The sequence below is a fragment of the Pseudoflavonifractor sp. MSJ-30 genome, from assembly GCF_018918045.1.
GTDB lineage: Bacteria > Bacillota > Clostridia > Oscillospirales > Oscillospiraceae > Faecousia.
This window is the reverse complement of the sequence record NZ_JAHLPU010000008.1, coordinates 1-20,036: the sequence shown is the minus strand read 5'-3', so window position 1 is coordinate 20,036 and position 20,036 is coordinate 1. Positions and strand designations below refer to the sequence as shown.

Below are 20,036 nucleotides of genomic sequence, written 5' to 3'. Positions count from 1 at the left end.
ACTGTATTGAAAAATGGTAAATATAGTGTGCGTTTTTGGGAAATGTACTTTTTCATCATAACACCTACAAATGAAAATGTCAATTTAGATTATCTATATGATAATGAAATATCACACAGATAAGATATAATTGTCAAACAAAGAGGTGGTGTTGTGATAGCAGAGCGAATAAAATTGCTTCGCGAGGAACAAAATTGGACACAGGCGGATTTAGCCAAACTTCTTGGAGTAACTCGTTCCTGTGTGAATGCATGGGAGATGGGAATTTCCGTTCCATCGACCCAGTATGTTGTTGAACTGGCTATGCTATTTCATGTGTCGACGGACTTCCTGCTTGGGGTTGAACAGACGTCAAGTGTTAGCGTTGCAGGTCTGTCCGATAAGGATATTCACTTAATTCACACAATTATTGACCATCTACGTTCATCTGAATAAAATTTGGCACCATCGTTGCTTGATGGTGCCTTGTTCTATTTCGCACGGGTATGTACACATGTAACGGAAGGGGCGCGCTCAGAAGACCTCCGTGGCCAGCACCTGATACAGGGCGTTTTCAAAGGCGCGGATGGCGCGGCTGCGGTAGCCGCCCTGGGGGTAGATGAGGGCCAGGTTGACGTAGCAGCGGTGCTTGCCGATGCTCAGGTAGATCACGTCCCGGCTTTCCTCAATGCAGGAGCGATAGGTAAAGGCCAGACCCACCCCTCTGCGGGCCAGGGCGGCGGACATGGAGGCCGTCTGGGTGCCGCAGACATAGTGGGGCTGGATGCCCAGGTTCTCAAACATCTGCTGAGCGATGGAGCCAAGCATGGCGGAACGGCTGGACAGGAGAAAATCCAGATGGGCAATCTCCGAAAGCTCTACCCAGGGCCGGTCCGGGCCGCCCTGGCCCTCCCGGACGAATTCCATAACGGGGCTGTCCCGATTGGCGACCAGAAGGACTTCGTCCTTCATCAGGAATTTTCCCTGATTCTCCCACTGATCCTCCCGGTAGGCAGCCAGAGCCAGATCCAGTTCGCCCGCGGCGATTTTCCGCTGCAAATAGATGCTGTCATGCTCGTGAAGGATCACGTCCACGGTGGGGGCCTCCTGCCGGAACAGGTGCATGGCCTTGGGGAACAGGTAGCTGCCCCGGAAGGTGCTGATGCCGAAGTGGATGCGGCCCTCCATGGGGGCGTCCATATCCGTCAGCTGCTGCCGGACCTGGTGGTATTGCAGGAGCATCTGGCGGGCGTTGCGCAGAAACAGTTCTCCTGCCGTCGTGGGCCGCACGCCGCCGGAGGTACGCTTGAACAGCTTCACCCCCAGTTCTGCCTCGTACCGGCTGACGAACTGGCTCAGACTGGACTGGGCCAGATACAGCCTGTCCGCCGCTTTGCTGATGCTGCGTTCCTCCGCCACCGCGACGATGTATTCCAGTTCCTTGAGTTCCATAAGCCCTCCTGTGAAAGCTGCACAGATTTCATGTAAAAAACTGTGCAAGATGCAAAGCGATATCGGATTATCCGATGACCAGCATAGCGGATTGCCCATTGTGCCGGCCTTTTCTACATTATATAATAAGGACGTGCAAAAAACAAGCGGGACTTCCGGCATTCGGAAGGATATGGGAACAAAGGAGGAAAAATCATGGGAAAAGTATCCATGAAGGGCGTGATTGATATGCACGTCCACACAAATCCGGACCTGCGGATCCGGGCCTATGATGATCTGGAGCTCTGCGACGCTGCCGTTCGGGTAGGTGCGCGGGCCATTGTCATCAAGAGCCACCTGGGCAGCACGGTCAACCGGGCCTATCTGACAAACCGATACAACGAGCGGGTGAACGGCAAGAATGATTTCACCATGTTCGGCGCCATCGTGCTGAACAGCTGCGTCGGCGGCGTCAACCCTGTGGCCGTGGAAAACGCGCTGAAGCTGGGGGCCAAGGTGGTCTGGCTGCCTACCTCCTCCGCCCGGAACCATCTGCAGAAGCTGGGCAAGCCCACCGACGGCTGTGTGGATGTGGTTCGGGACGGCAGGATCGTTCCGGAGCTGGAAAAGGTTCTGGAGCTGGTGAAGCAGTATGACGCGGTGCTGGGCACCGGCCATATCTCCGTGGAAGAGATCTTCACCGTTACCAAGGCGGCCCGGGAGATGGGGGTCAAGAAGGTTGTCGTCACCCATCCCGAGTGGTGGATCGTCAATATGTCCATGGAGGACCAGAAGCGGATCGTCAGGGAATACGATGTGATTCTGGAACGGTGCTACGCCCAGAACAAGGGCGTGGGCGCGGGACACGGCTACATCAGCAATCTCCCCTCCAACTTGGAAACCATCAAAGAGATCGGCTATAAGAATGTCCTCATCAGCACCGACGGCGGCCAGGTGGAGAATCCCCACTGGGAGCTGGCCGAGGAGGAGTACCTGCAGTATATGCTGGACCACGGCATCCCCGAAGAGCACGTCCGCTACATGAGCCACGACCTGCCCTGCTACCTGTTGGGGCTGGAAGCATAAAAATAAGGAGAGAGATTAAATGGAAGGTTCTATCTTGAGCATCTGCATCATCGCCGCCATTGCCCTGGCCGTGTTCCTGGGCTATAAGACGAAGATCAACACCGGCTTCTTCTGCATCGTATTTGCCTACGTCATTGGCTGCTTTGTCATGGGCCTGAAGCCCAAGGCGCTGATCGGCTACTGGCCCACCAACACCATGTTCGTCATTCTGGCCGTCAGTCTGTTCTATAACGTGGCTGCCGCCAACGGCACCCTGGAAAAGATCTCCCGCAGCCTGCTGTATGCCTGCCGGAAGTTCCCCGGCCTGCTGCCTTACGCCCTGTTCTTTGTGGCCGTGATCCTGTCCGTTATGGGCGCCGCCTATTTCACCGTTCTGGCCTTCCTGGCCCCCATTACCCTGCTCATCTGTGAGGAAGCCCGGATGGACAAGCTCACCGGCGCTGTCGCCATCAACTGCGGCGCTCTGGCCGGCGGCAATTTCCCCACCGCGGCTCTGGGCGTCATCTTCCGCGGCCTGATGGACACTGCCTATGAGGCTGCTCCCGAGATCACCGCCATCGATTCCTTCTCCGCGTCCATGACCATGTTCGGTCTGGCCATCGTTTCTTCCCTGATCATCATCACCGTCTTCCGCTTCTGCTTCAAGTCCAACCGCAACATCGGCAAGGGCGTGAAGTTTGAGAAGCCCGAGGCCTACGACAAGAAGCAGAAGCAGACCCTGGCCCTGATCCTGATCATGATGGCCGTTGTTCTGATCTTCCCCGTGCTGAAGCTGCTGGTTCCCGGCAATAAGGCAATCTCTACCGTTGCCGGTAAGATCGATGTGGGCCTTGTGGCCATGGTCTTCGCCGTCATTGCCCTGCTGCTGAAGCTGGCCCCCCAGAAGGAGATCATTGCCCGTGTGCCCTGGAACACCATCCTGATGATCGCCGGCGCAGGCATGCTGATCGCTGTGGCTGTAGAGGCCGGTACCATTGATATGCTCAGCACCTGGATCGGCTCCAATGTGCCCGTGTTCCTGATTCCCATGGCTTTCAGCCTGGTTGGCGCAATCATGAGCTTCTTCAGCTCCACCACCGGTGTTGTGTGCCCGGCCCTGTTCCCCCTGATCCCCGCTCTGGCTGCTTCTACCGGCCTGAGCCCCGTGGCCCTGTTCACCTGCACCGTGCTGGGTGCCCAGAGCTCCGCCATCAGCCCCTTCTCCTCCGGCGGCTCCCTGATTCTGGGCGCCTGCGGTCAGGAGGAAGAGCGGAACAGCCTGTTTAACCGCCTGCTGTTCGTGGCTGTGCCCATCAGCGTTGGCATCTGCGCTGTGTACAACCTGGTTGTTTCCTTCGTACTGTAACGCATAAAGGGCTGTTAAAAAAGTCGTTGTCATTCCGAACCAGCGCGCACGCTGGTGTGGGAATTCCCCGGATATTCAAACAGTTTGGCGGAAGATTTGCGCCTTTACGCCGAACGGGGGGATTGCGAACCAGTGACATCGGTCACTGGTTCGCAATGACATCTCTTTTTAGCAGCTCCTATTCAAGAACGGAATTTCACCATTCCCTTTCCCAATTTTACAAACGCGTACCTTTCTGCTATTATGAAGACGTCAAAAGAAATGAAAGGATGGATCCCAAATGATCAACCTGTATGATACCGGTATTTACCTCGTAAACGGCGAGCACATCGTTACCGATCCCGCGGAGGTCACGGCCAGAACCGGCAAGACCGTCTCCAGGGATGAGGCTGCCAGGGGCACCATGGCCTACGGCATTCTGAAGGCCCACAACCACAGCGGGGATATGGACAACCTGCAGCTGAAGTTTGACTCCATGACTTCCCACGACATCACCTATGTGGGCATTATCCAGACCGCCCGGGCCTCCGGCATGACCGAGTTCCCCCTGCCCTATGTGCTGACCAACTGCCACAATTCCCTCTGCGCCGTAGGCGGCACCATCAACGAGGACGACCACAAGTTCGCCCTGTCCGCTGCCCACAAGTACGGCGGCATCTATGTGCCCACCAACATGGCAAACATCCATTCCTACAACCGGGAGACCATGGCGGGCTGCGGCCGCATGATTCTGGGCTCCGATTCCCACACCCGCTACGGCGCTCTGGGCACCATGGCCATCGGCGAGGGCGGCGGCGAGCTGGCCAAGCAGCTGGTGGGAAGGACTTATGACTTCACTCGCCCCGGCGTCATTGCCATTTACCTGACCGGCGCGCCTAAGGCCGGCATCGGCCCCCACGACGTAGCCCTGAGCATCTGCGGCGCTGTGTACAAGAACGGCTATGTGAAAAACAAGGTCATGGAATTCGTTGGCCCCGGCATCCAGAATCTTCCTATGGAGTTCCGGAACGCCGTTGACGTTATGACCACTGAGACCACCTGCTGGTCCTCCATCTGGGTCACCGACGAGAAGACCAGAGGCTACTTCACCGTCCACGGCCGCCCCGAGGACTACAAGGAGATCAAGCCCGCTGACGTTGCCTATTACGACGGCTGCGTGTACATTGACCTCTCCACCATTGAGTCCACCATTGCCATGCCCATGCACCCCTCCAACACCTACACCATCCACGAGCTTCAGGAGAACGCCGCGGACATCCTGCACCTGATTCAGGAGAACGCCAACAAGCAGATCAAGGGCGCTAAGATGGACATCGTCTCCAAGTTCCACGACGGCGCTGTCTGGGTGGAGCAGGGCGAGATCGCCGGCTGCGCGGGCGGTACCTTTGACAATATCTGCGCCGCCGCCGATATCCTGCGGGGCCGCAGCTGCGGCAACGGCGCCTTCTCCCTCAGCGTCTACCCCGGCTCTATGCCCGCCCTGGCCGAGCTGATGCGCAACGGCCGTGCCCATGACCTGATCGCCGCAGGCGCGATCCTGCGGGAATGCTTCTGCGGTCCCTGCTTCGGCGCGGGCGACACCCCCGCCAACGGCGAGTTCTCCATCCGTCACACCACCCGGAACTTCCCCAACCGGGAAGGCTCCAAGCCCGGCGAGGGCCAGATGGCTGCCGTGGCCCTGATGGACGCCCGTTCCATCGCCGCTACCGCCGCCAACGGCGGCAGACTGACCGCTGCCACCGATCTGGATGTGGAGTACACCAACCCCGAGTACCACTACGACAACGGCATCTATGAGAAGCGGGTCTACAACGGCTGGACTAAGCCCGAGCCCGACCATGAGCTGAAGTTCGGCCCCAACATCAAGGACTGGCCCGAAATGCCCGCTCTGACGGAGGATCTGCTGGTGAAGGTCTGCTCCTACATCACGGATCCCGTCACCACCACCGACGAGCTGATTCCCTCCGGCGAGACCTCCTCCTACCGTTCCAACCCCGAGCGGCTTTCCGAGTTCGCCCTGTCCCGCCGGGATCCCCAGTATGTCAGCCGCTCTAAGGTTATGCGCCAGATGGAGCGTGACCGCCGGGCCGGGAAGGGCCTGACCGAGGAAGTCAAGGCAGTGTACGCCGCCCTGGCAAAGGCCGGTCTGACCGTTGATCCCGAGAACACCGACCTGGGCTCCACCATCTTCGCCAATATGCCCGGCGACGGCTCCGCCCGTGAGCAGGCGGCCTCCTGCCAGCGTGTTATGGGTGCCAGCGCCAACTTCGCCAAACAGTACGCCACCAAGCGCTATCGCTCCAACTGCATCAACTGGGGCATGACGCCCTTCCTGGTGGAGAACCCCGAGGTCTTCGACCTGGGCGACTACATCTTCGTCCCCGGCGTCCGGGCCCATGTTCTGGCCAATGACGCTGTCTTCGATGCCTACGCCGTGAAGCCGGACGGCACCGTCACCAGATTCGCCGTCTCCACCGGCTATCTGACCGAGCCTGAGCGCCAGATTATCGCCGACGGCTGCCTGATCAACTACTACCGCAGCAATCAGTAAAGCGCATTCCTGATTCCTTTCTTCCCGCCCCGAGGCTGCCACCACAGCTTTGGGGCGGGTTTTTGCCTGCGAAACAGAATCCATATAGGGGAATCCCTATATATGGAGGAAACAATATTCAATTTGCACAGAAGAATCTCCGCATTTATAATCATTCATAGATAAGCTCCACAAACAGAGCAAATAAAATAGAAAGAGGTAGATCCAATTGACTCCTGAAATGATCAAATGTCTTGCCATCTTCGTGGCCATGGTTCTCGGCTATGTCTTCTATGATAAGCTGAAGATTTCTATGGGCACAACCGCCATGGCGGCGCTTCTTCTGTGCGTGTTCACCGGGCTGGTTCCCGCCAAGACCGCGCTGGGGTACTTCGCCAACAAAAATGTTATCCTGATTCTGGGTATGTTTGTTGTGGTGACCGGCTTTAACCGTACCCAGGCCGTGCGGAAGATGAGCCACCTGGTTACGAAGGTCAGCGGCGGCAGCTTCAAAAAGATGTTTGCCGGCTACGCCCTGATCGGCTGCCTGCTGTCCCAGTTCATTCCCAGCCCCATGTCCGTTTATGCCGTTATGTTCCCCCTGGTCATGGCCTCCTGCGAGGATATGGGCGTCAGCCCCTCCAAGGCTATGTTCCCTCTGGCCCTGATCGTTATCGGCACCTGCGGAACGCTGCCTCTTGGCGCGGGAGCGGTGACCTTTGCACAGTATAACGGCTATCTGGAGGCCTTCGGTATTACGGATATTTCCTTCACGATGATGGATTTCTTCTATGGCCGTATCATCACTCTGGTCGTTGTTGTTATCTACGCGATTTTCGTCGGCACGAAGATTTCCCCCGAGCAGCCTCCTGTGGCCATTACCACCACCAATGCCAAGGCCAGAGGCGGTAAGGAAATCGCACCTCTGGATCCCGTTCGCGAGGTCATCGGCTATTCCGTCTTCATTCTCACGGTTATTGGACTGGTGGCTGAGGGCAAGATTGGCATTCCCGGCTGGCAGGTCACCCTGACCGGTGCGGTTCTGATGGTTATTTCCGGTGTTTTGACGCCCAAAGAGGCTACCGATTCCTTCCCGTTCCGTATTGTGCTGATGATTATCGGCGCCCTGGTCATGGGTTCAGCCATGTCCGAGTGCGGTCTCGGCGATAAGATTGGTGAGTTGGTTGCTGCTGTCGTGGGTGAAACCCGTAATGGCTACATCATCGGGGCACTCTTCTTTGTGGTTCCTTTTATCATGACGCAGTTTATGAACAATCAAAGCTGTCAGGCCATTTTCCTGCCCATTGTCATTCTGAGCTGCCAAGCGTTGGGCTGCGATCCCCGTGGTCCTCTGATTCTGCTGTCCGCCGCCTGCCTGACCGCTTTCCTGACGCCTATGGCCACGGGCACCATTCCCATGGTTATGGGTACCGGCGGCTACGACCAGGCTTCCCTGATCAAACAGGGCTGGCTGCCCTCTCTGATCATCACCGTGGTCTCTGTCCTGTCTGTCATGACACTGTATCCTGCGTTCTGATTGAGCATAGGAAAACTCCCTCCGCGGAACGCGGAGGGAGGGGCTAGCCGTGATTGATTTGGCGGTCGAGAATGCGGAATAGAATGTCTGCGGTTTTTGAATCTGCCCGACGGCTCTGGACGAAATAGGTCTCATAGGGAAGGGCCTGGTCCGGTTCCAGCCTGCAGGCTCCGGAGGGAATCTCCCGGGACGCAAGAATATAGGAAGCAGTCCCGCTTTTCGCGTAATAGTCATACATGTTGATATTGGGAACGGTATGTACGACCTTCGGCAACAGTCCCGGAATCTGGGCGAACAGAGCATCCAGCCATTTCCGCGTCCGGTGCTCCAGAGAAGAGGGAGCGGCGACCAGAGGCTCATGCTCCAGCTCCTCCAGGCGGATATACGCAAAAGGCTCATCTGGGTGATAGTAGATTTTGTCCCGGAGCGGACTGCCATCCCGGAGATGCACTGCCGGGAGATATTTGACAAGCAGGCGCTTCTGAAGATGCATACTTTGATTCGGCATACGAATCAGGGCATAGTCCAGCTCACCCTTGTCCAGCATCTCCTCCATCTGATAGTTTGCGCAATCAACCAGCGACAGTACGATATTCGGATCGACCGCTGCCAGAGCGTCCATCAGCCCGGAGACAAGCTCAAAGCCCGTTCGGATGGGAATGCCCAGAGTGAATCGCTTTTTGCCCTTCATTTCCTGAAGCTCCTGCTGCAGTCTGTCCCAATGGGACAGGATATGCTTACACTCCGCGCAGAAACGCTGACCGGCTTCCGTAGGCGCTGCCTCACCGAAGCGGTTTCGCTCAAAAAGACGAATACCCAATTCTTTTTCCACTTTTTGAAGACGCTGGCTCAGGGTCGGCTGAGAAATATACAACTCCTGAGCGGCTTTTGTAAAGCCTCCGCATTCCGCAATTTTCAGAACATAGCGCATATCGTCAATGGTCAAAGCAACCCCGCCTCTCTGAAGTTCCTGTGTATACAATAATGTTCGGAGGGAAAAATGTCAATCCCCATTTCATACCCGCGGTGCTGCATGAGGCCGGAGATGTTATTACATAGAATAAGCGGTACCGACTGCTGAGGAACCTCTGAATTCCACCGTACAGCCGGAAAGATTTTTCAAAACGAGAGGGAAATTCCAATGATAAATCAGATTTTGATCCGCAATGCCCGCAGCTTTGACGCTGCCGACGGCACCTTTTCCGCCCCCTGTGATATTCGTGTTGAAAACGGCAGGGTGGCGGAAATATCCCAAAACATTGCCGTGAAGCCCGGCTATGAGGTTTTGGAGGGAGAGAACCTCTGCGTCTCTACCGGCTGGACCGATTGCCATACCCACTTTGGGGGCCTGGATCCCTTCCTGACCTATCCGGGTCTGGGCGTGACCCGCGTCCACGAGGCGGGGAGCTTCGGCGCGTTTACGTTTGAGAGATTCCATCAGATCAATTCCCGCCTGCCTTTCCCCGCGACAGCCTATCTGTATGTGGGCTGCTGGGGCATTGAGAACGGCGAACTGAAGACGCTGGACAATCTGAAGGAAGCGCCATTCCTGGAGGTGGCGAAGGCATACCCGGAGGAGATCCTGGGTGCCAAGATCCGAATTGATCCCCGTGTCAACTGCGACACCAAAAAAACGCTGCGCATGGCAAAGGAGCTGGCAGTCAAGGCCAATCTGCCGCTGATCGTCCACCCCAGCCGCTGCACGGACAAGGTGGAGGAGATTCTGGAGGTTCTGGATCGGGACGATGTGTACGCCCACACCTATTCTCCCGTCAGCCCCGGGATTTTCGATGAGAATGGCAAGCTGAAAAAGGCAATGTGGGACGCTATGGAGCGTGGCGTTCGCTTTGATCTGTCCCACGGCTCCAACAACTTTGGCTATGATATGGCCCGCAGTGCCATTCAGCAGGGCTTTGTGGTGGAAACCATCTCCACCGACCTGCATCTGGGAAATTATACAAAGCCCGGCATTCGCCTGGCTGGCGTTATGACCAAGGCCATTCAGGCAGGCATCCCGCTGGCGGACGCTCTGAAAAAGGTCATTCTCACACCCTCCGCGCTGCTGCACGTCGCGCCAAAGGCGCCTGCCATTCAGGTGGGGCAGACTGCGGATATTACGGTGTTCACCGTGCGTCATGATGGAATTGAACTGCCCGACGTGATCGGTAAGGTTGAAACCTGCCGGACTGTTGTGCAGGATGTGGCGACCGTCATTGGCGGTTGCCTGAACCGCTCCTTTAAGACTGCTGTTCCCTGTGAGGACTACGCAGGCAATTGATGCTCTGCTTCGTTCCTTTCTTCCCGCCCCGAGGCTGCCACCACAGCTTTGGGGCGGGTTTTTGTATGAAAAATAAAAAACACAGAGCAGACCGGAACGCTGAAAAGCATCCCCAAGGCACCGGGCGCCCCATCTCCAGCCGTGACAGCCATCCGCACAGGCGGGATCCGACTGGCTTTTTCCATGAGACAGCAGTGGAAGATGTGCGGCAAATTCCATCAATCTTCCGCCAGGTCAGCAATCAACTTGACATCGCTGACTGCCAGGGCAAGCTGCAGTTTGTTTTCCAGCCCGGTTTTTTGCAGCATGTTTGCCACATGAAATTTGACCGTAGACATCTCGCAGCCCATCTCTGCCGCAATGCGTGTGTAAGACAAGCCCCGGAGCAGATGCCGCAGAACCTTCAATTCCGTCTTTGTAAATTCCGTGCTTTTTGCCATGCCAATCTCAACCGTCGGAGGCGCGTCCGGAAAGATATGTTCGCCCGCAAGCGTTTGCCGGACAACATCCATCAAACGCTTCTGCGTAGAGTCCTTATACCACAGGCTGTCGGCCCCGGCCCTCTTTGCCTCGTCCAGCACCGCGCAGTCGATCAGCGAGGTCACAACAATGATTTTGCTCTTCGGCTGTATGGCTTTGATCCGGCGAACGGCAGTCAGGCCGTTCTCGCGGTTCTCCGTTTGCACATCCATCAAAATCAGATCGACGGAGCTTGTCCGGCACACCTCAACCGCCTGCTTTGCACCGGGGATGGACGCCACGATCCGGTATCCGTCCTCGGCACGGAAATAGGTTTCCAGCAGACTGCGGATCATGGTCTGGTCTTCAACGATCATCACTCTCATGGGCTGTTTCCTCCTGTTCCGGCAGACTGAGCACCAGTTTAAAGCGAGGGATGCTCCAAATCTCCATTTTGCCGCCTGCTTCCTCGATACGTTGACGCAGCATGGAAAGACCTCCACCCTCAATAATTTTTCCCTTTGGCACTGCGCCGTTGTTGGTCAGGGCAACCTCCATGCAGTCCGGCTTCTGCCGGAAGCGCACATACAATTCTGTACCATCCGCGTGACGGACACAGTTCGCCGCGCATTCGCAGATCGCCAGGGCGCTCAGCGCGCGTATCCACTGCCTTTGCGGCGCATTCCCTGTCATCTGAACGCTGACGCCCAATTCTTCCGCTCGTTTTTTCGCCGCCTCCAGCGGTTCGGATTGCGCCGTTATCTGGCTGGAGCGGTAAAGCACGGATATTGACTGTTCCCACAGCGCCGCGTTTGCGCGAATTTCCTCCAGATCCGTGTGTTGGAGCAGCACACGGCGCGCCGCGAGAATACTGTGCCCAATGTCATCGTGCACACGCAGCTTCATCGCCAATGTCTCTTCCTCCCGGATAATCTCCGGCATCTGAACAAGCAGCAGCCGAAGCCGCTCATTCACCTCCGCCAGCTTCGTGTTTTCCACTTTCAGCTGGTCCTGCTTCCGGATCAGCTCCGTAACGTCCGCGGCAGTGATCTGCGTATAGCGGACACCCGCTTTCGTTGTGATCTGCTCCTGCGCAAAGCGCAGCGCCTTTCCGTCCGGAAAACGGTAAATCCAAAGGCGCGGGTCCAGACAGCGGACGTTTGCGGGCGGCAAGTTAAGAGCGTCCCGCATCTCCGCAAGGGACTGTATGCCGCCTTTTCGCAGCCAGTTCGCAATGGCAAGCATCCGGCGGTTGATGAGCCGCACCACGCCGTTTTTATCGAAGAAGCAGGCAGCGATGGGCAGATTGTCGAAGCTCTCCTTAATCCTGTCCATACGCCTTTACCCCCTTGCTTTTTCCGGCTCCCACGTCAGATATTGCAGTCCGTCCTCATCCTGCTCCCATTCCAGCCCCGGGAACCGCCCGCACAGCCCCCGGAGCGGCTCCGCCGCCGCGGCACAGAGAGCAACCTCTACCCGCTTGCCGACCTCTATGGAAATCAGCAGCGCGCGCAGGGATTCCAGTTCCGTTTCCACCACCGCCTCAAACAGATCGTAGACCTGCGTTGCCTGCTCAACGGTAAGCTGGCCTTCTCCTTTGACAATGGTCCTGCAGTCGGCGCCATAGACACTGATATTTTCGGAAGATTCATTGAGGCACAGCCGAAGCTCCTGCACGCTGATTGCGCCCCGCTGCACGCCGACAAAAATCAGATTGCTTCTGCGCTTGATGTAGGTTCCGATGATGATGACCTGCCCGAGCAGATGCCTGGCTCTGTCCGGATCCTCCGTCTTCCGCAGTTCAGCCAGCAGATCCCGCAGCATCGCAATCTGCCGGGCGGTTTGCGACTCCATCATGTCATACAGGCGGTTTTCTTCTGTCAGCTTCAGCCATCTCGCGTGCTGCGCATTCTCCGCCGCCAGAACGTCGCCGGTATCACGCAGCTCATCCCCTGTCAGCTCCAGCTCCTTTTGAATCTGATTCAGCGCGGAGATGTCCTCCTTCCAGAATACCCAGCCGCGGCGCAGCCTGTGCCGCTTCAAAAGTGTATCGTCGCCCAGATGGATGGTATCCTGCCGCATCTGCCGCAGCTCATTTGGCGGCAAAGTCCCCTGCATGGCAACAGACACATATTGGGAGCAAAATGCCTGATCCGTAATCTGGACAGGCAAACTCGTTGCCTCAAAAAGTTCGTCGTATCCGAGGTTGGACGGAATCAGTCCGCATTGAATGCAGCATTCCAGGATGCTCGCGAAAATCAGGCACTGGGACACCGTCATATCGCCCGCAAGCACCCAGACCCAATAAATCTCTTTCACATATGCGCAAGCGTAGGCCAACGAAAGCGCAAGCGGAACCAGCGGCAGCCAGCAAACGCTCCTGCCGCGGGGGATGCGGCAGTTTCTCACCATCGATAGTAACGCAAACCCCGCGCACAGGGACTCCCACCCCATCACAAAGAAATAGCCGACCTCATACCGATACTCCCGATCCGATAAAACGCCGGACGGGAAGGAAAACACCTGCTGGTGCAGATCATTGGTCAAAACGAGCAAAAGCAGCAGCAGCGTTGGAAAATACAGCAGCTTGGTCCATCGGGGCAGCCGAAAATCCTCACCCTTGCCCAGTGACCGGGAAACGAAGACCGACAGCATGGGGATGAACAGCATCGGAAAATAGTAGAAGTACCACAGCCAGCGCTCTGCATCCGTGTTTTCAATGGAAAACTTGATTGAGCGAAGAAGGATCCACAGCACCATCAGCACCGAGATCGCCAGCAGATAGCGCCGCACCTGCGTCTGTACGATACGGATCCACAGGGAGTAGCACCACACGCTGAACAAAAACACATAGATCCCGCTTCGCAGGTGGCTGACAGCCGGAGAATGAAAAATATGCCGGCTTGCATATCGGAGCCACATGGCAAACGCAATGAGCGCCAACACGCCCAGCGCGTATAAGATGCTTTTTTTTGCCGCTTTGCTCATGCCGCATACCTCCCAACTGTGCGCCTCTGTACTGATAGTATAACATGCGGATAGAAAAAGGCAACACAGTTTTGCCCCTTTGCCGAGAGAATCAAGCCGGACCTCGGCTTCTGAACAAAAAATAATTGTAAACCCTATCCAATCGGCGGGGGCAAAAAGAAGCGATAGCGGCTAAAATATAAATGGAACATACAATAGAAGAGAAAGGCGGTGGAAAAGCGCAGTGCGAAGGATTGTGCTGGATATGAAAGGCGGACTTCTGGCGGAAGCAGTCATGCAATCGCTTTCGGGGTGCGACCCGGATTTCCTTGTCTACTGTTCTTCAAAGCCGGAGGAAACGCTTGCCCTGTGCCGGAACTGCCGCGCCAATGTGTTGGTAATGGAGGTCATTCGGCAGGGCATCTGGAAGCTGAGCGAGCGGCTCAGGCTTTGCAGTGCCGTCAGGCAGCTCGGCTGGGCCTGCAAGGTTCTGCTTCTGGTGGATGAAAACGCGGATGAGCTGCTTGCCGCCGAGGTACGGCAGGCGGTGAAGGATCAGCTGGTCGACAATTTTATCTATGCGTCGGTATCGCCGACCTACCTGGCAGGCGTGATTGATACGCTTTAGAAAGGAGCGATTTATTTGCAGGTCGTGATACAGAAAATTCCTGAGAATTTGCAGGAATTTGAAACACTCGCCGCCAAAGGGCGGCAGCCGGAGCATATCTGTGCGCTGTTTTTGTGTGCGCTTGCGCTGTTCGACAGGGACAAGGACACCGGAACTGCCGCAATGAACCTCTTGCGCGGCCCGCGGCCCATGACGCCCTACGATGCGCAGTTCCTGCGCGACCGTCTGCGGGGAAAGGCATATTTGCCGTTTGCCTATTTTGAGGGCGCGGCGCCGGAAAACGGCTATCAGCCGCGGGCGCCATACCGGCTTAACGTGCTGGCAGACCCCAGACCGCAGGATATGGAGCCGGGCTATCTGCGGGTGTTCCTGAAAACGGCAGGCGCAGATTCGCCGCGGCCCATGAAGCTGCGGCAGAAGGCCTCGACCGGCCAGTGGTTTTTGTGGGAGTATTCCAGCATTCTCAGCGGAATCCGGATTCCCGCGGCACAAGACCCGTGGGCATAACAATAGTGCGGAAGGAGATTGATACATATATGGGACTGTTCGATAAGAAATATTGCGACATTTGCGGAGAAAAGATTGGCTTGCTTGGCAACCGCAAGCTGGAAAACGGGAACCTCTGCAAAAACTGCGCCAAAAAGCTATCCCCATGGTTCTCTGACCGGCGCAACAGCACCGTCGAGGAAATCAAGGCGCAGCTTGCCTACAGGGAAGCAAATCAGGAAAAGGTTGCGGCATTCCATACGACCAGAACCCTCGGCACGGACACAAAGGTGCTTCTTGACGAGGACGCCAGAAAATTCATGGTGACACGGGCCAGAAATCTTGCGGAGGCCAACCCGGATGTTCTGGACTTCGCGGACGTGACCGGATGTAATCTCGACATTGACGAGAGCCGCTCGGAGCTCAAGCGTGAGGATAAGGACGGCAAGGAGGTCAGTTACAACCCGCCGCGCTATGAATACTCCTACGATTTCTACATCACCGTATTTGTCAACAACCCCTACTTTGACGAGATGCGCTTCCGGCTCAACTCCAGCTCCGTGGAAATAACGCCGCCGCCTGCATTGCGTCCGGGCATGGCGACCCGGAGCAATCCGGAAACCAATGTTGAGTACCGCAATTATAAGAAGCTCGGCGAGGAGATCCGGCAGGTTCTGACGCAGGTCCGCAGGGATGTGCGTGAAAAGGTCCAGCAGGCTGCCGCGCCCAAAGCGGCAGTCACCTGTCCCTACTGCGGCGCGACAACCACGCCGGATGCAAGCGGCTGCTGTGAATACTGCGGCAGCGCGGTAAAAGGCTGAGCCATCCATCAAAGGGGGATTCAGGGAAAAAAGAAAGCATGTAGCATTACTCCTGCTTGCGGCGGCGCTTTGACGAAAAAAGCCCCGTGGAAACACAATACGTATCAGCCACCCACCGGACTTTCAGAAAGGAGAAAACGCTATGGATAACCTTACCGGCAGCATGAAAGAGGTTGCGTTCGCGACCAGTCCCCGTGAATTTGATCTCTCCTATTCCACCACACTGGAAGAGATCATGGAGAAGCTCAATGCCCGCAGGGCAGCGTTCCAGATGCCGTTCCAGATCAAGGGCGGCGTTCCCGGTCAACGCATCTCGTTTGAAAAGGAACCGAATGTAGACGTTGGTCTCTGGCTTTACCTTAAGGACGGCACGCACATCCGGATCCAGCCGGTCATCACTGAGTCCAAGATGTCGGTTGGCGGTATGCGCGTCGATAAGAACAGCGCGTTGCGCAAGGGCCTCAAGGGCGCGACGGTGGGCCTTGCGACGGAGCGCGGCGGCTATATCGACACCGTGACGGAAACCGTGAAGAAGATTCTGAACGGTGAGGAAGTAGAGGACTATGTGGCGCCGGAGGTTCCGGCTGACACCAGGGACTGGCTGACAACATTCCTGCTTTGTTTCTTCCTTGGCGGTCTGGGCGTCCACCGCTACTATGTCGGCAAGATCGGCACGGGTATTCTCTATACGCTGACGGGTGGCCTGTTCGGCATAGGGTACCTTGTGGACTTTATCAAGATTCTCTGCGGCAAGTTCACCGACAAGAACGGAAACGTGATTCAGCGCGAAAAGAAATAAGAAAAGCCAGGGAACCTCTGAATAAATCGTCTGCGGCTGTGCGCGGATCTTTTCCGCCCACTCCCCGGTACCGAAAATGGGAAATACATACAGTATTCCGCCGTTTCCGGTACCTCGATTGGCCGAAAAATCTTCCGCGCACAGCTCTTGCTGATTGAATCAGAGGTCCCCTGAATGTCTCAGGTATGCGCTGCTGTGCTTGCCGGAAGTATAGGCCATTTTCTGCTGATCGGCGGATTTACGCATTCCTGAAGGAGTATTGGGAGGGAATTATGAAACAGACGAAAACCAAGATTCTATGCCTGCTTCTTGCGGTGCTGATGCTGCTCGGCAGCCTCAGCGCCTGCGGAAAGGAAAAGGAGAAAGATTCAAATTTGATTAAGCTCGGCGACTATGAACTGCTCTACAAGAGCGCGTGCATCATGGAGGATTCGGACGGAAATGACGCGATTGTTCTGACGCTGGACTTCACAAACAACGGCAAGGAAAATGCTTCGTATCTCTGGAGCGTCAATGAAACGCTCATGCAGAACGGCACAGAACTGGAAGTCGCTACGGTCTTCCAGGACTATGACAGCTTTGAGACTGTGATTGACAGCCAGTTTACAGACATTGCTCCGGGCACAACACTGGAAGTTCGGACAGCATATCTGCTTCACGACACGACCAGCCCGGTCGAGGCGACCTTTGAGCAGATATTTGGTAAGAAAAACGGCAAGATCACCATCGATACCGCTGCACTCAGCCACGTAACTGCCGAGGGCACAGACCAGACTGACGACGGCGGACTGTCCACTCCCGCCGAAACCGGCGACGCACTGCTGGACTGGTGGAACGGCGAATGGTACGGCTGGTGGAAGATGAGCGGCTGCTGCGGCTCCTATGAGAGCATGGAAGGAAACTGGTGGGATGTCTGCGGCAACATTGACATCGGTACGGACTACACCGGCACAATCACGCTTTGGGACGAGGACTACACAAGGTCCGATCCCATGGCTTCCGTACAGGTCAGTCTGAATGAGGCCGGCACCGGCACATATGGCACGGTGATGTCCGAGGGCGGCTGGTTCACAAACGTACCGCTGGAGCATGCCGACTGGATCGTCGATCCCGGCCTTCTGGACTATGACGACATGATCTGGATCGACGGCGACTATGAGAACGGCGACGATGAGTTCCACTACGATATCTACCTGCGCCCATGGGGCCGGTACTGGGATGATATGGACGAGAGCGGCTATCCCTACCGCTATACCGACTGGTATCTGCCGCTGATTGACGCGGGCAAGTCCATGCCGGATGCCATCGGAGAAGACCCGTCGAACGACTTCAATCCGCATGACAGCGCCCCGCTCACCCAGACAGACGCTGCGGCCTCCGGTGGAGACGGCATCGTGACAGAGGAGCAGGTGCAGAAGGGCTACGTCTGGATGAACGAGGTCAACAGGAATATTTTCGATGCAACTTACGATGATATTGTTGCTTACTTCGGCGTGGAAGGTCAGTTCGTCAAGGAAGAGTACAGCGACCACATGAAGGCAAACTACCGCTACTACAAATGGATATCCAGGGACGATGACTCCCATTTCATCTACGTCAATTTCAAGGAGAACGAGTCGGGCGTTTATACGGTGAGTGCGTACAACACCAGCGGCTTCTCCGGCACAGAAGCCATAGAAAAGTATCTGGACATCGTGAAGGCCGAGGCCGCCGAGGCGAACAAGGCAGCGTCTGCAAATGCCGAGATGAAGGACTTCTCCGTGGAAATCGCCCAGTTTGCAAAAGACGATGTGAAGGTCAAGATCATGACGAAGATCCCGGTATCCGGTTGGTCGTTCGATGATAGGGGGCGCTGCCTGGTGGAAAACAACGATCCCACAGCGTTTGGTGCGGGCGCCATTCAGTTTGAGGTAAGAGAGAACGTTGAAAAATTTGATTACTACAAGGACAACTTCGAAAACTATCAGGATATCGAAGACCGGGTGATCGGCGGCATCACCTTCCGCGGCCGCACCTATAAGTATATCGGCTACGAATGGATTCAGTATATCGCGCAGCTCGACAACAACCGCGCCCTTTCCATCGGGCTTCGGAATATGGACTGCGTTCCGGGAACGATGCCCGACATCATCCTCAGCAACATGTCATTCAAGTAAGATTGTCGTCCATCTGAAAACCATATGAAAACCGACTCCCGCCCCATTTTGGAGCGGGAGAGTCCGGCTGTTCACGAAAAACGGAGGCTATGAAAACACTACACAAACAAGCACTCGCGCTGCTGCTGGCGCTGGCTCTGCCGCTGTTGCTTTGTGCCTGCGCGCAGACGACGCAAACGGAGCATGACGAGTCCAAAATGAGCACAAAGCCCAACAAGGAAATTTCGGAAAAGCGACCGGAAGAAACTATATTGCGGAACGGCATGAACGACCGCGCACCGCACGATGAGGCGGCGGGCACGCCGTCGGTGCGGCACACGTTTTCACAGGAGGCGGAGGCCTCGCTTGGATGGCTGCGGGACAGAATCGACTTTCCGATGACAATGTTTGGCGCGGCGTATCTCGGTTACGTCGGCGGGCTGTTTGACGAAGGGTTCGAGACGGGCTTCCCCGCATGGCTGCGGGGGACCAATGAGGCAATGCTTCTCGAATACCCCTTTATCGCGGAGATCGACGATAAGCATATCATCGGCGGCGCAGGGCATCTGTACTGCATTGTGCCCGTTAATGAGAATGTGACGGTTGCGATCAACCGTGTACAGTGGAACGAGAAAACACAGGCTGATGAGGTCACGGAGGTCCTCTACCGGTCAGAGCGCGGTGAGCCGGTGCTGCTCTTTGCGAATCTTGACGGCATTGCATATGAGGCCGACACCCAGGTCTTCATTACCGACAACAACGGGAACACCTGCCAATGGTATCCTTCGCTTGATGCGATGAGCCATCTTGCGCCGTGCATATCGGAAGCCGGTGACTATCTTTCGTTTGACTTCACGGAATATGCCTGGTATAACGCCCCTCCCGAATTTGCCGGTTGGCTTTCTGATGGCTGGACAGGCATGACCGCCCTCGGCCTTGCCGGGGCGCAGAGTACAGGCATGGGCTGGACCACAGAAACCATGGCAGGGGAAACCGGCCGCTATGCCTGTTTCTCGCTGCGCTTCTATCTCGAGGATGAGACGGGAGGTACGGTTGATCTGGAGTGGGCCTACGAAGACAGTGACGACATTGATGAGATGTGGAGCGGCTTCTGGGCAATTCAAACCATTCCGAACGGGCCGAGCTATGTGACGCTCAGTTTGTCGCTTGTGGGCGGTAATAGCTACAGTGTCACGGGCGGTCCAATGTATCTGTGTGAGACGTATCCCCTCCTGATCAGCCCGAGCGGCACGGAGCTGCTGGTCGGCGCGGGTGAGAGCGGCATTTGTCTGCCGTTCATGTCGCGAAGCACAACGGTGTGTGTGCTGACGCAGGCTGCAGGATAGAAAACGTGCAGGGAGCAAACCGCTTTGAAGTTTGCGTTTCCAAATTCCGCTTGGCAGCAATCTGGCAAAAGCGCAACAATGTGGCTGTCTCAAAATAGCAAAATGCCCAAAAAGAACAATGTCATTGCGAGCCAGTGACTCGGTCACTGGCTCGCAATGACATTTCATTTTTTGCTATTTTGACCCATTAAAGTGCCTAGTGAGACAGC

The 20,036-nt window shown here is 56.1% G+C and carries 17 protein-coding genes; 12 read left to right on the top strand and 5 right to left on the bottom strand.

Features of this window, described 5'->3' with window-relative positions:
- The first annotated feature begins 153 nt into the window (after nt 1–153).
- Complete coding sequence (locus KQI10_RS00745; RefSeq protein WP_216565455.1) at nt 154–435, top strand: helix-turn-helix transcriptional regulator; 282 nt, start codon at nt 154–156, stop codon at nt 433–435.
- Between the two features lie 78 nt (nt 436–513).
- Here the strand turns inward: KQI10_RS00745 and KQI10_RS00740 are convergent, their stop codons facing one another.
- Nucleotides 514–1,431, bottom strand: coding sequence for a LysR family transcriptional regulator (locus KQI10_RS00740; RefSeq protein WP_216565454.1), 918 nt, complete (start codon nt 1,429–1,431; stop codon nt 514–516).
- A gap of 195 nt (nt 1,432–1,626) precedes the next feature.
- On the opposite strand from KQI10_RS00740, the gene KQI10_RS00735 reads away from it, so the two are divergent.
- The 4 genes from KQI10_RS00735 to KQI10_RS00720 all read left to right on the top strand — a co-directional run bounded on the left by KQI10_RS00735 (nt 1,627) and on the right by KQI10_RS00720 (nt 7,908).
- Entirely contained in the window at nt 1,627–2,496 is an 870-nt protein-coding gene (locus KQI10_RS00735) for a DUF6282 family protein (protein ID WP_216565453.1), read from the top strand.
- A 19-nt stretch (nt 2,497–2,515) separates the two neighbouring features.
- Complete coding sequence (locus tag KQI10_RS00730; protein WP_216565452.1) at nt 2,516–3,841, top strand: SLC13 family permease; 1,326 nt, start codon at nt 2,516–2,518, stop codon at nt 3,839–3,841.
- 280 nt (nt 3,842–4,121) lie between these two features.
- Nucleotides 4,122–6,392, top strand: coding sequence for a hydratase (locus KQI10_RS00725; protein WP_216565451.1), 2,271 nt, complete (start codon nt 4,122–4,124; stop codon nt 6,390–6,392).
- Nucleotides 6,393–6,600: 208 nt separating this feature from the next.
- Complete coding sequence (locus KQI10_RS00720) at nt 6,601–7,908, top strand: SLC13 family permease (protein WP_216565450.1); 1,308 nt, start codon at nt 6,601–6,603, stop codon at nt 7,906–7,908.
- A gap of 43 nt (nt 7,909–7,951) precedes the next feature.
- Here the strand turns inward: KQI10_RS00720 and KQI10_RS00715 are convergent, their stop codons facing one another.
- Nucleotides 7,952–8,854 (bottom strand): LysR family transcriptional regulator, encoded by a 903-nt coding sequence (locus KQI10_RS00715; protein ID WP_216565449.1) that lies wholly within the window; start codon nt 8,852–8,854, stop codon nt 7,952–7,954.
- A 195-nt stretch (nt 8,855–9,049) separates the two neighbouring features.
- Between KQI10_RS00715 and KQI10_RS00710 the strand changes: the two genes are divergently transcribed.
- A complete protein-coding gene (locus tag KQI10_RS00710) occupies nt 9,050–10,186 on the top strand; it encodes a hypothetical protein (RefSeq protein ID WP_216565448.1) in 1,137 nt (378 codons plus the stop codon).
- A 218-nt stretch (nt 10,187–10,404) separates the two neighbouring features.
- On the opposite strand, the gene KQI10_RS00705 is transcribed toward KQI10_RS00710, so the two are convergent.
- From KQI10_RS00705 to KQI10_RS00695, 3 genes are read right to left on the bottom strand one after another with little or no spacing between them, the layout of a single operon-like run.
- Nucleotides 10,405–11,031, bottom strand: a complete 627-nt coding sequence (locus tag KQI10_RS00705) for a response regulator transcription factor (RefSeq protein ID WP_216565446.1) — start codon at nt 11,029–11,031, stop codon at nt 10,405–10,407.
- The gene (locus KQI10_RS00700; protein WP_216565445.1) at nt 11,012–11,980 is read right to left on the bottom strand and encodes a hypothetical protein; all 969 of its coding nucleotides are present in this window, start codon (nt 11,978–11,980) and stop codon (nt 11,012–11,014) included. Before KQI10_RS00700 ends, KQI10_RS00705 begins: the two co-directional genes overlap by 20 nt.
- Before the next feature lie 6 nt (nt 11,981–11,986).
- On the bottom strand, nt 11,987–13,633 hold the full coding sequence (locus tag KQI10_RS00695) for a histidine kinase N-terminal 7TM domain-containing protein (protein ID WP_216565444.1): 1,647 nt from the start codon (nt 13,631–13,633) through the stop codon (nt 11,987–11,989).
- Nucleotides 13,634–13,877: 244 nt separating this feature from the next.
- On the opposite strand from KQI10_RS00695, the gene KQI10_RS00690 reads away from it, so the two are divergent.
- From KQI10_RS00690 to KQI10_RS00665, 6 genes are all read left to right on the top strand, one after another.
- On the top strand, nt 13,878–14,240 hold the full coding sequence (locus KQI10_RS00690) for a hypothetical protein (RefSeq protein ID WP_216565443.1): 363 nt from the start codon (nt 13,878–13,880) through the stop codon (nt 14,238–14,240).
- Between the two features lie 24 nt (nt 14,241–14,264).
- Nucleotides 14,265–14,747 carry a hypothetical protein gene (locus KQI10_RS00685; protein ID WP_371818341.1) on the top strand — a complete coding sequence of 161 codons (483 nt, stop codon included), beginning with the start codon at nt 14,265–14,267 and terminating at the stop codon, nt 14,745–14,747.
- Between the two features lie 29 nt (nt 14,748–14,776).
- Nucleotides 14,777–15,547, top strand: a complete 771-nt coding sequence (locus tag KQI10_RS00680; RefSeq protein WP_216565440.1) for a DUF4428 domain-containing protein — start codon at nt 14,777–14,779, stop codon at nt 15,545–15,547.
- Between the two features lie 142 nt (nt 15,548–15,689).
- On the top strand, nt 15,690–16,346 hold the full coding sequence (locus KQI10_RS00675) for a TM2 domain-containing protein (protein WP_253285023.1): 657 nt from the start codon (nt 15,690–15,692) through the stop codon (nt 16,344–16,346).
- 272 nt (nt 16,347–16,618) lie between these two features.
- On the top strand, nt 16,619–18,502 hold the full coding sequence (locus KQI10_RS00670) for a DUF5067 domain-containing protein (RefSeq protein WP_216565439.1): 1,884 nt from the start codon (nt 16,619–16,621) through the stop codon (nt 18,500–18,502).
- An 89-nt stretch (nt 18,503–18,591) separates the two neighbouring features.
- The gene (locus KQI10_RS00665; protein ID WP_216565438.1) at nt 18,592–19,827 is read left to right on the top strand and encodes a hypothetical protein; all 1,236 of its coding nucleotides are present in this window, start codon (nt 18,592–18,594) and stop codon (nt 19,825–19,827) included.
- Nucleotides 19,828–20,036: the final 209 nt, after the last annotated feature.

Coding starts and splice junctions, on each gene's coding strand:
- KQI10_RS00740 (WP_216565454.1), bottom strand. CDS start 1,431: ATGGAACTCAAGGAACTGGAATACATCGTCGCGGTGGCGGAGGAACGC.
- KQI10_RS00735 (WP_216565453.1), top strand. CDS start 1,627: ATGGGAAAAGTATCCATGAAGGGCGTGATTGATATGCACGTCCACACA.
- KQI10_RS00730 (WP_216565452.1), top strand. CDS start 2,516: ATGGAAGGTTCTATCTTGAGCATCTGCATCATCGCCGCCATTGCCCTG.
- KQI10_RS00725 (WP_216565451.1), top strand. CDS start 4,122: ATGATCAACCTGTATGATACCGGTATTTACCTCGTAAACGGCGAGCAC.
- KQI10_RS00710 (WP_216565448.1), top strand. CDS start 9,050: ATGATAAATCAGATTTTGATCCGCAATGCCCGCAGCTTTGACGCTGCC.
- KQI10_RS00705 (WP_216565446.1), bottom strand. CDS start 11,031: ATGAGAGTGATGATCGTTGAAGACCAGACCATGATCCGCAGTCTGCTG.
- KQI10_RS00700 (WP_216565445.1), bottom strand. CDS start 11,980: ATGGACAGGATTAAGGAGAGCTTCGACAATCTGCCCATCGCTGCCTGC.
- KQI10_RS00695 (WP_216565444.1), bottom strand. CDS start 13,633: ATGAGCAAAGCGGCAAAAAAAAGCATCTTATACGCGCTGGGCGTGTTG.
- KQI10_RS00690 (WP_216565443.1), top strand. CDS start 13,878: ATGAAAGGCGGACTTCTGGCGGAAGCAGTCATGCAATCGCTTTCGGGG.
- KQI10_RS00680 (WP_216565440.1), top strand. CDS start 14,777: ATGGGACTGTTCGATAAGAAATATTGCGACATTTGCGGAGAAAAGATT.
- KQI10_RS00675 (WP_253285023.1), top strand. CDS start 15,690: ATGGATAACCTTACCGGCAGCATGAAAGAGGTTGCGTTCGCGACCAGT.
- KQI10_RS00670 (WP_216565439.1), top strand. CDS start 16,619: ATGAAACAGACGAAAACCAAGATTCTATGCCTGCTTCTTGCGGTGCTG.
- KQI10_RS00665 (WP_216565438.1), top strand. CDS start 18,592: ATGAAAACACTACACAAACAAGCACTCGCGCTGCTGCTGGCGCTGGCT.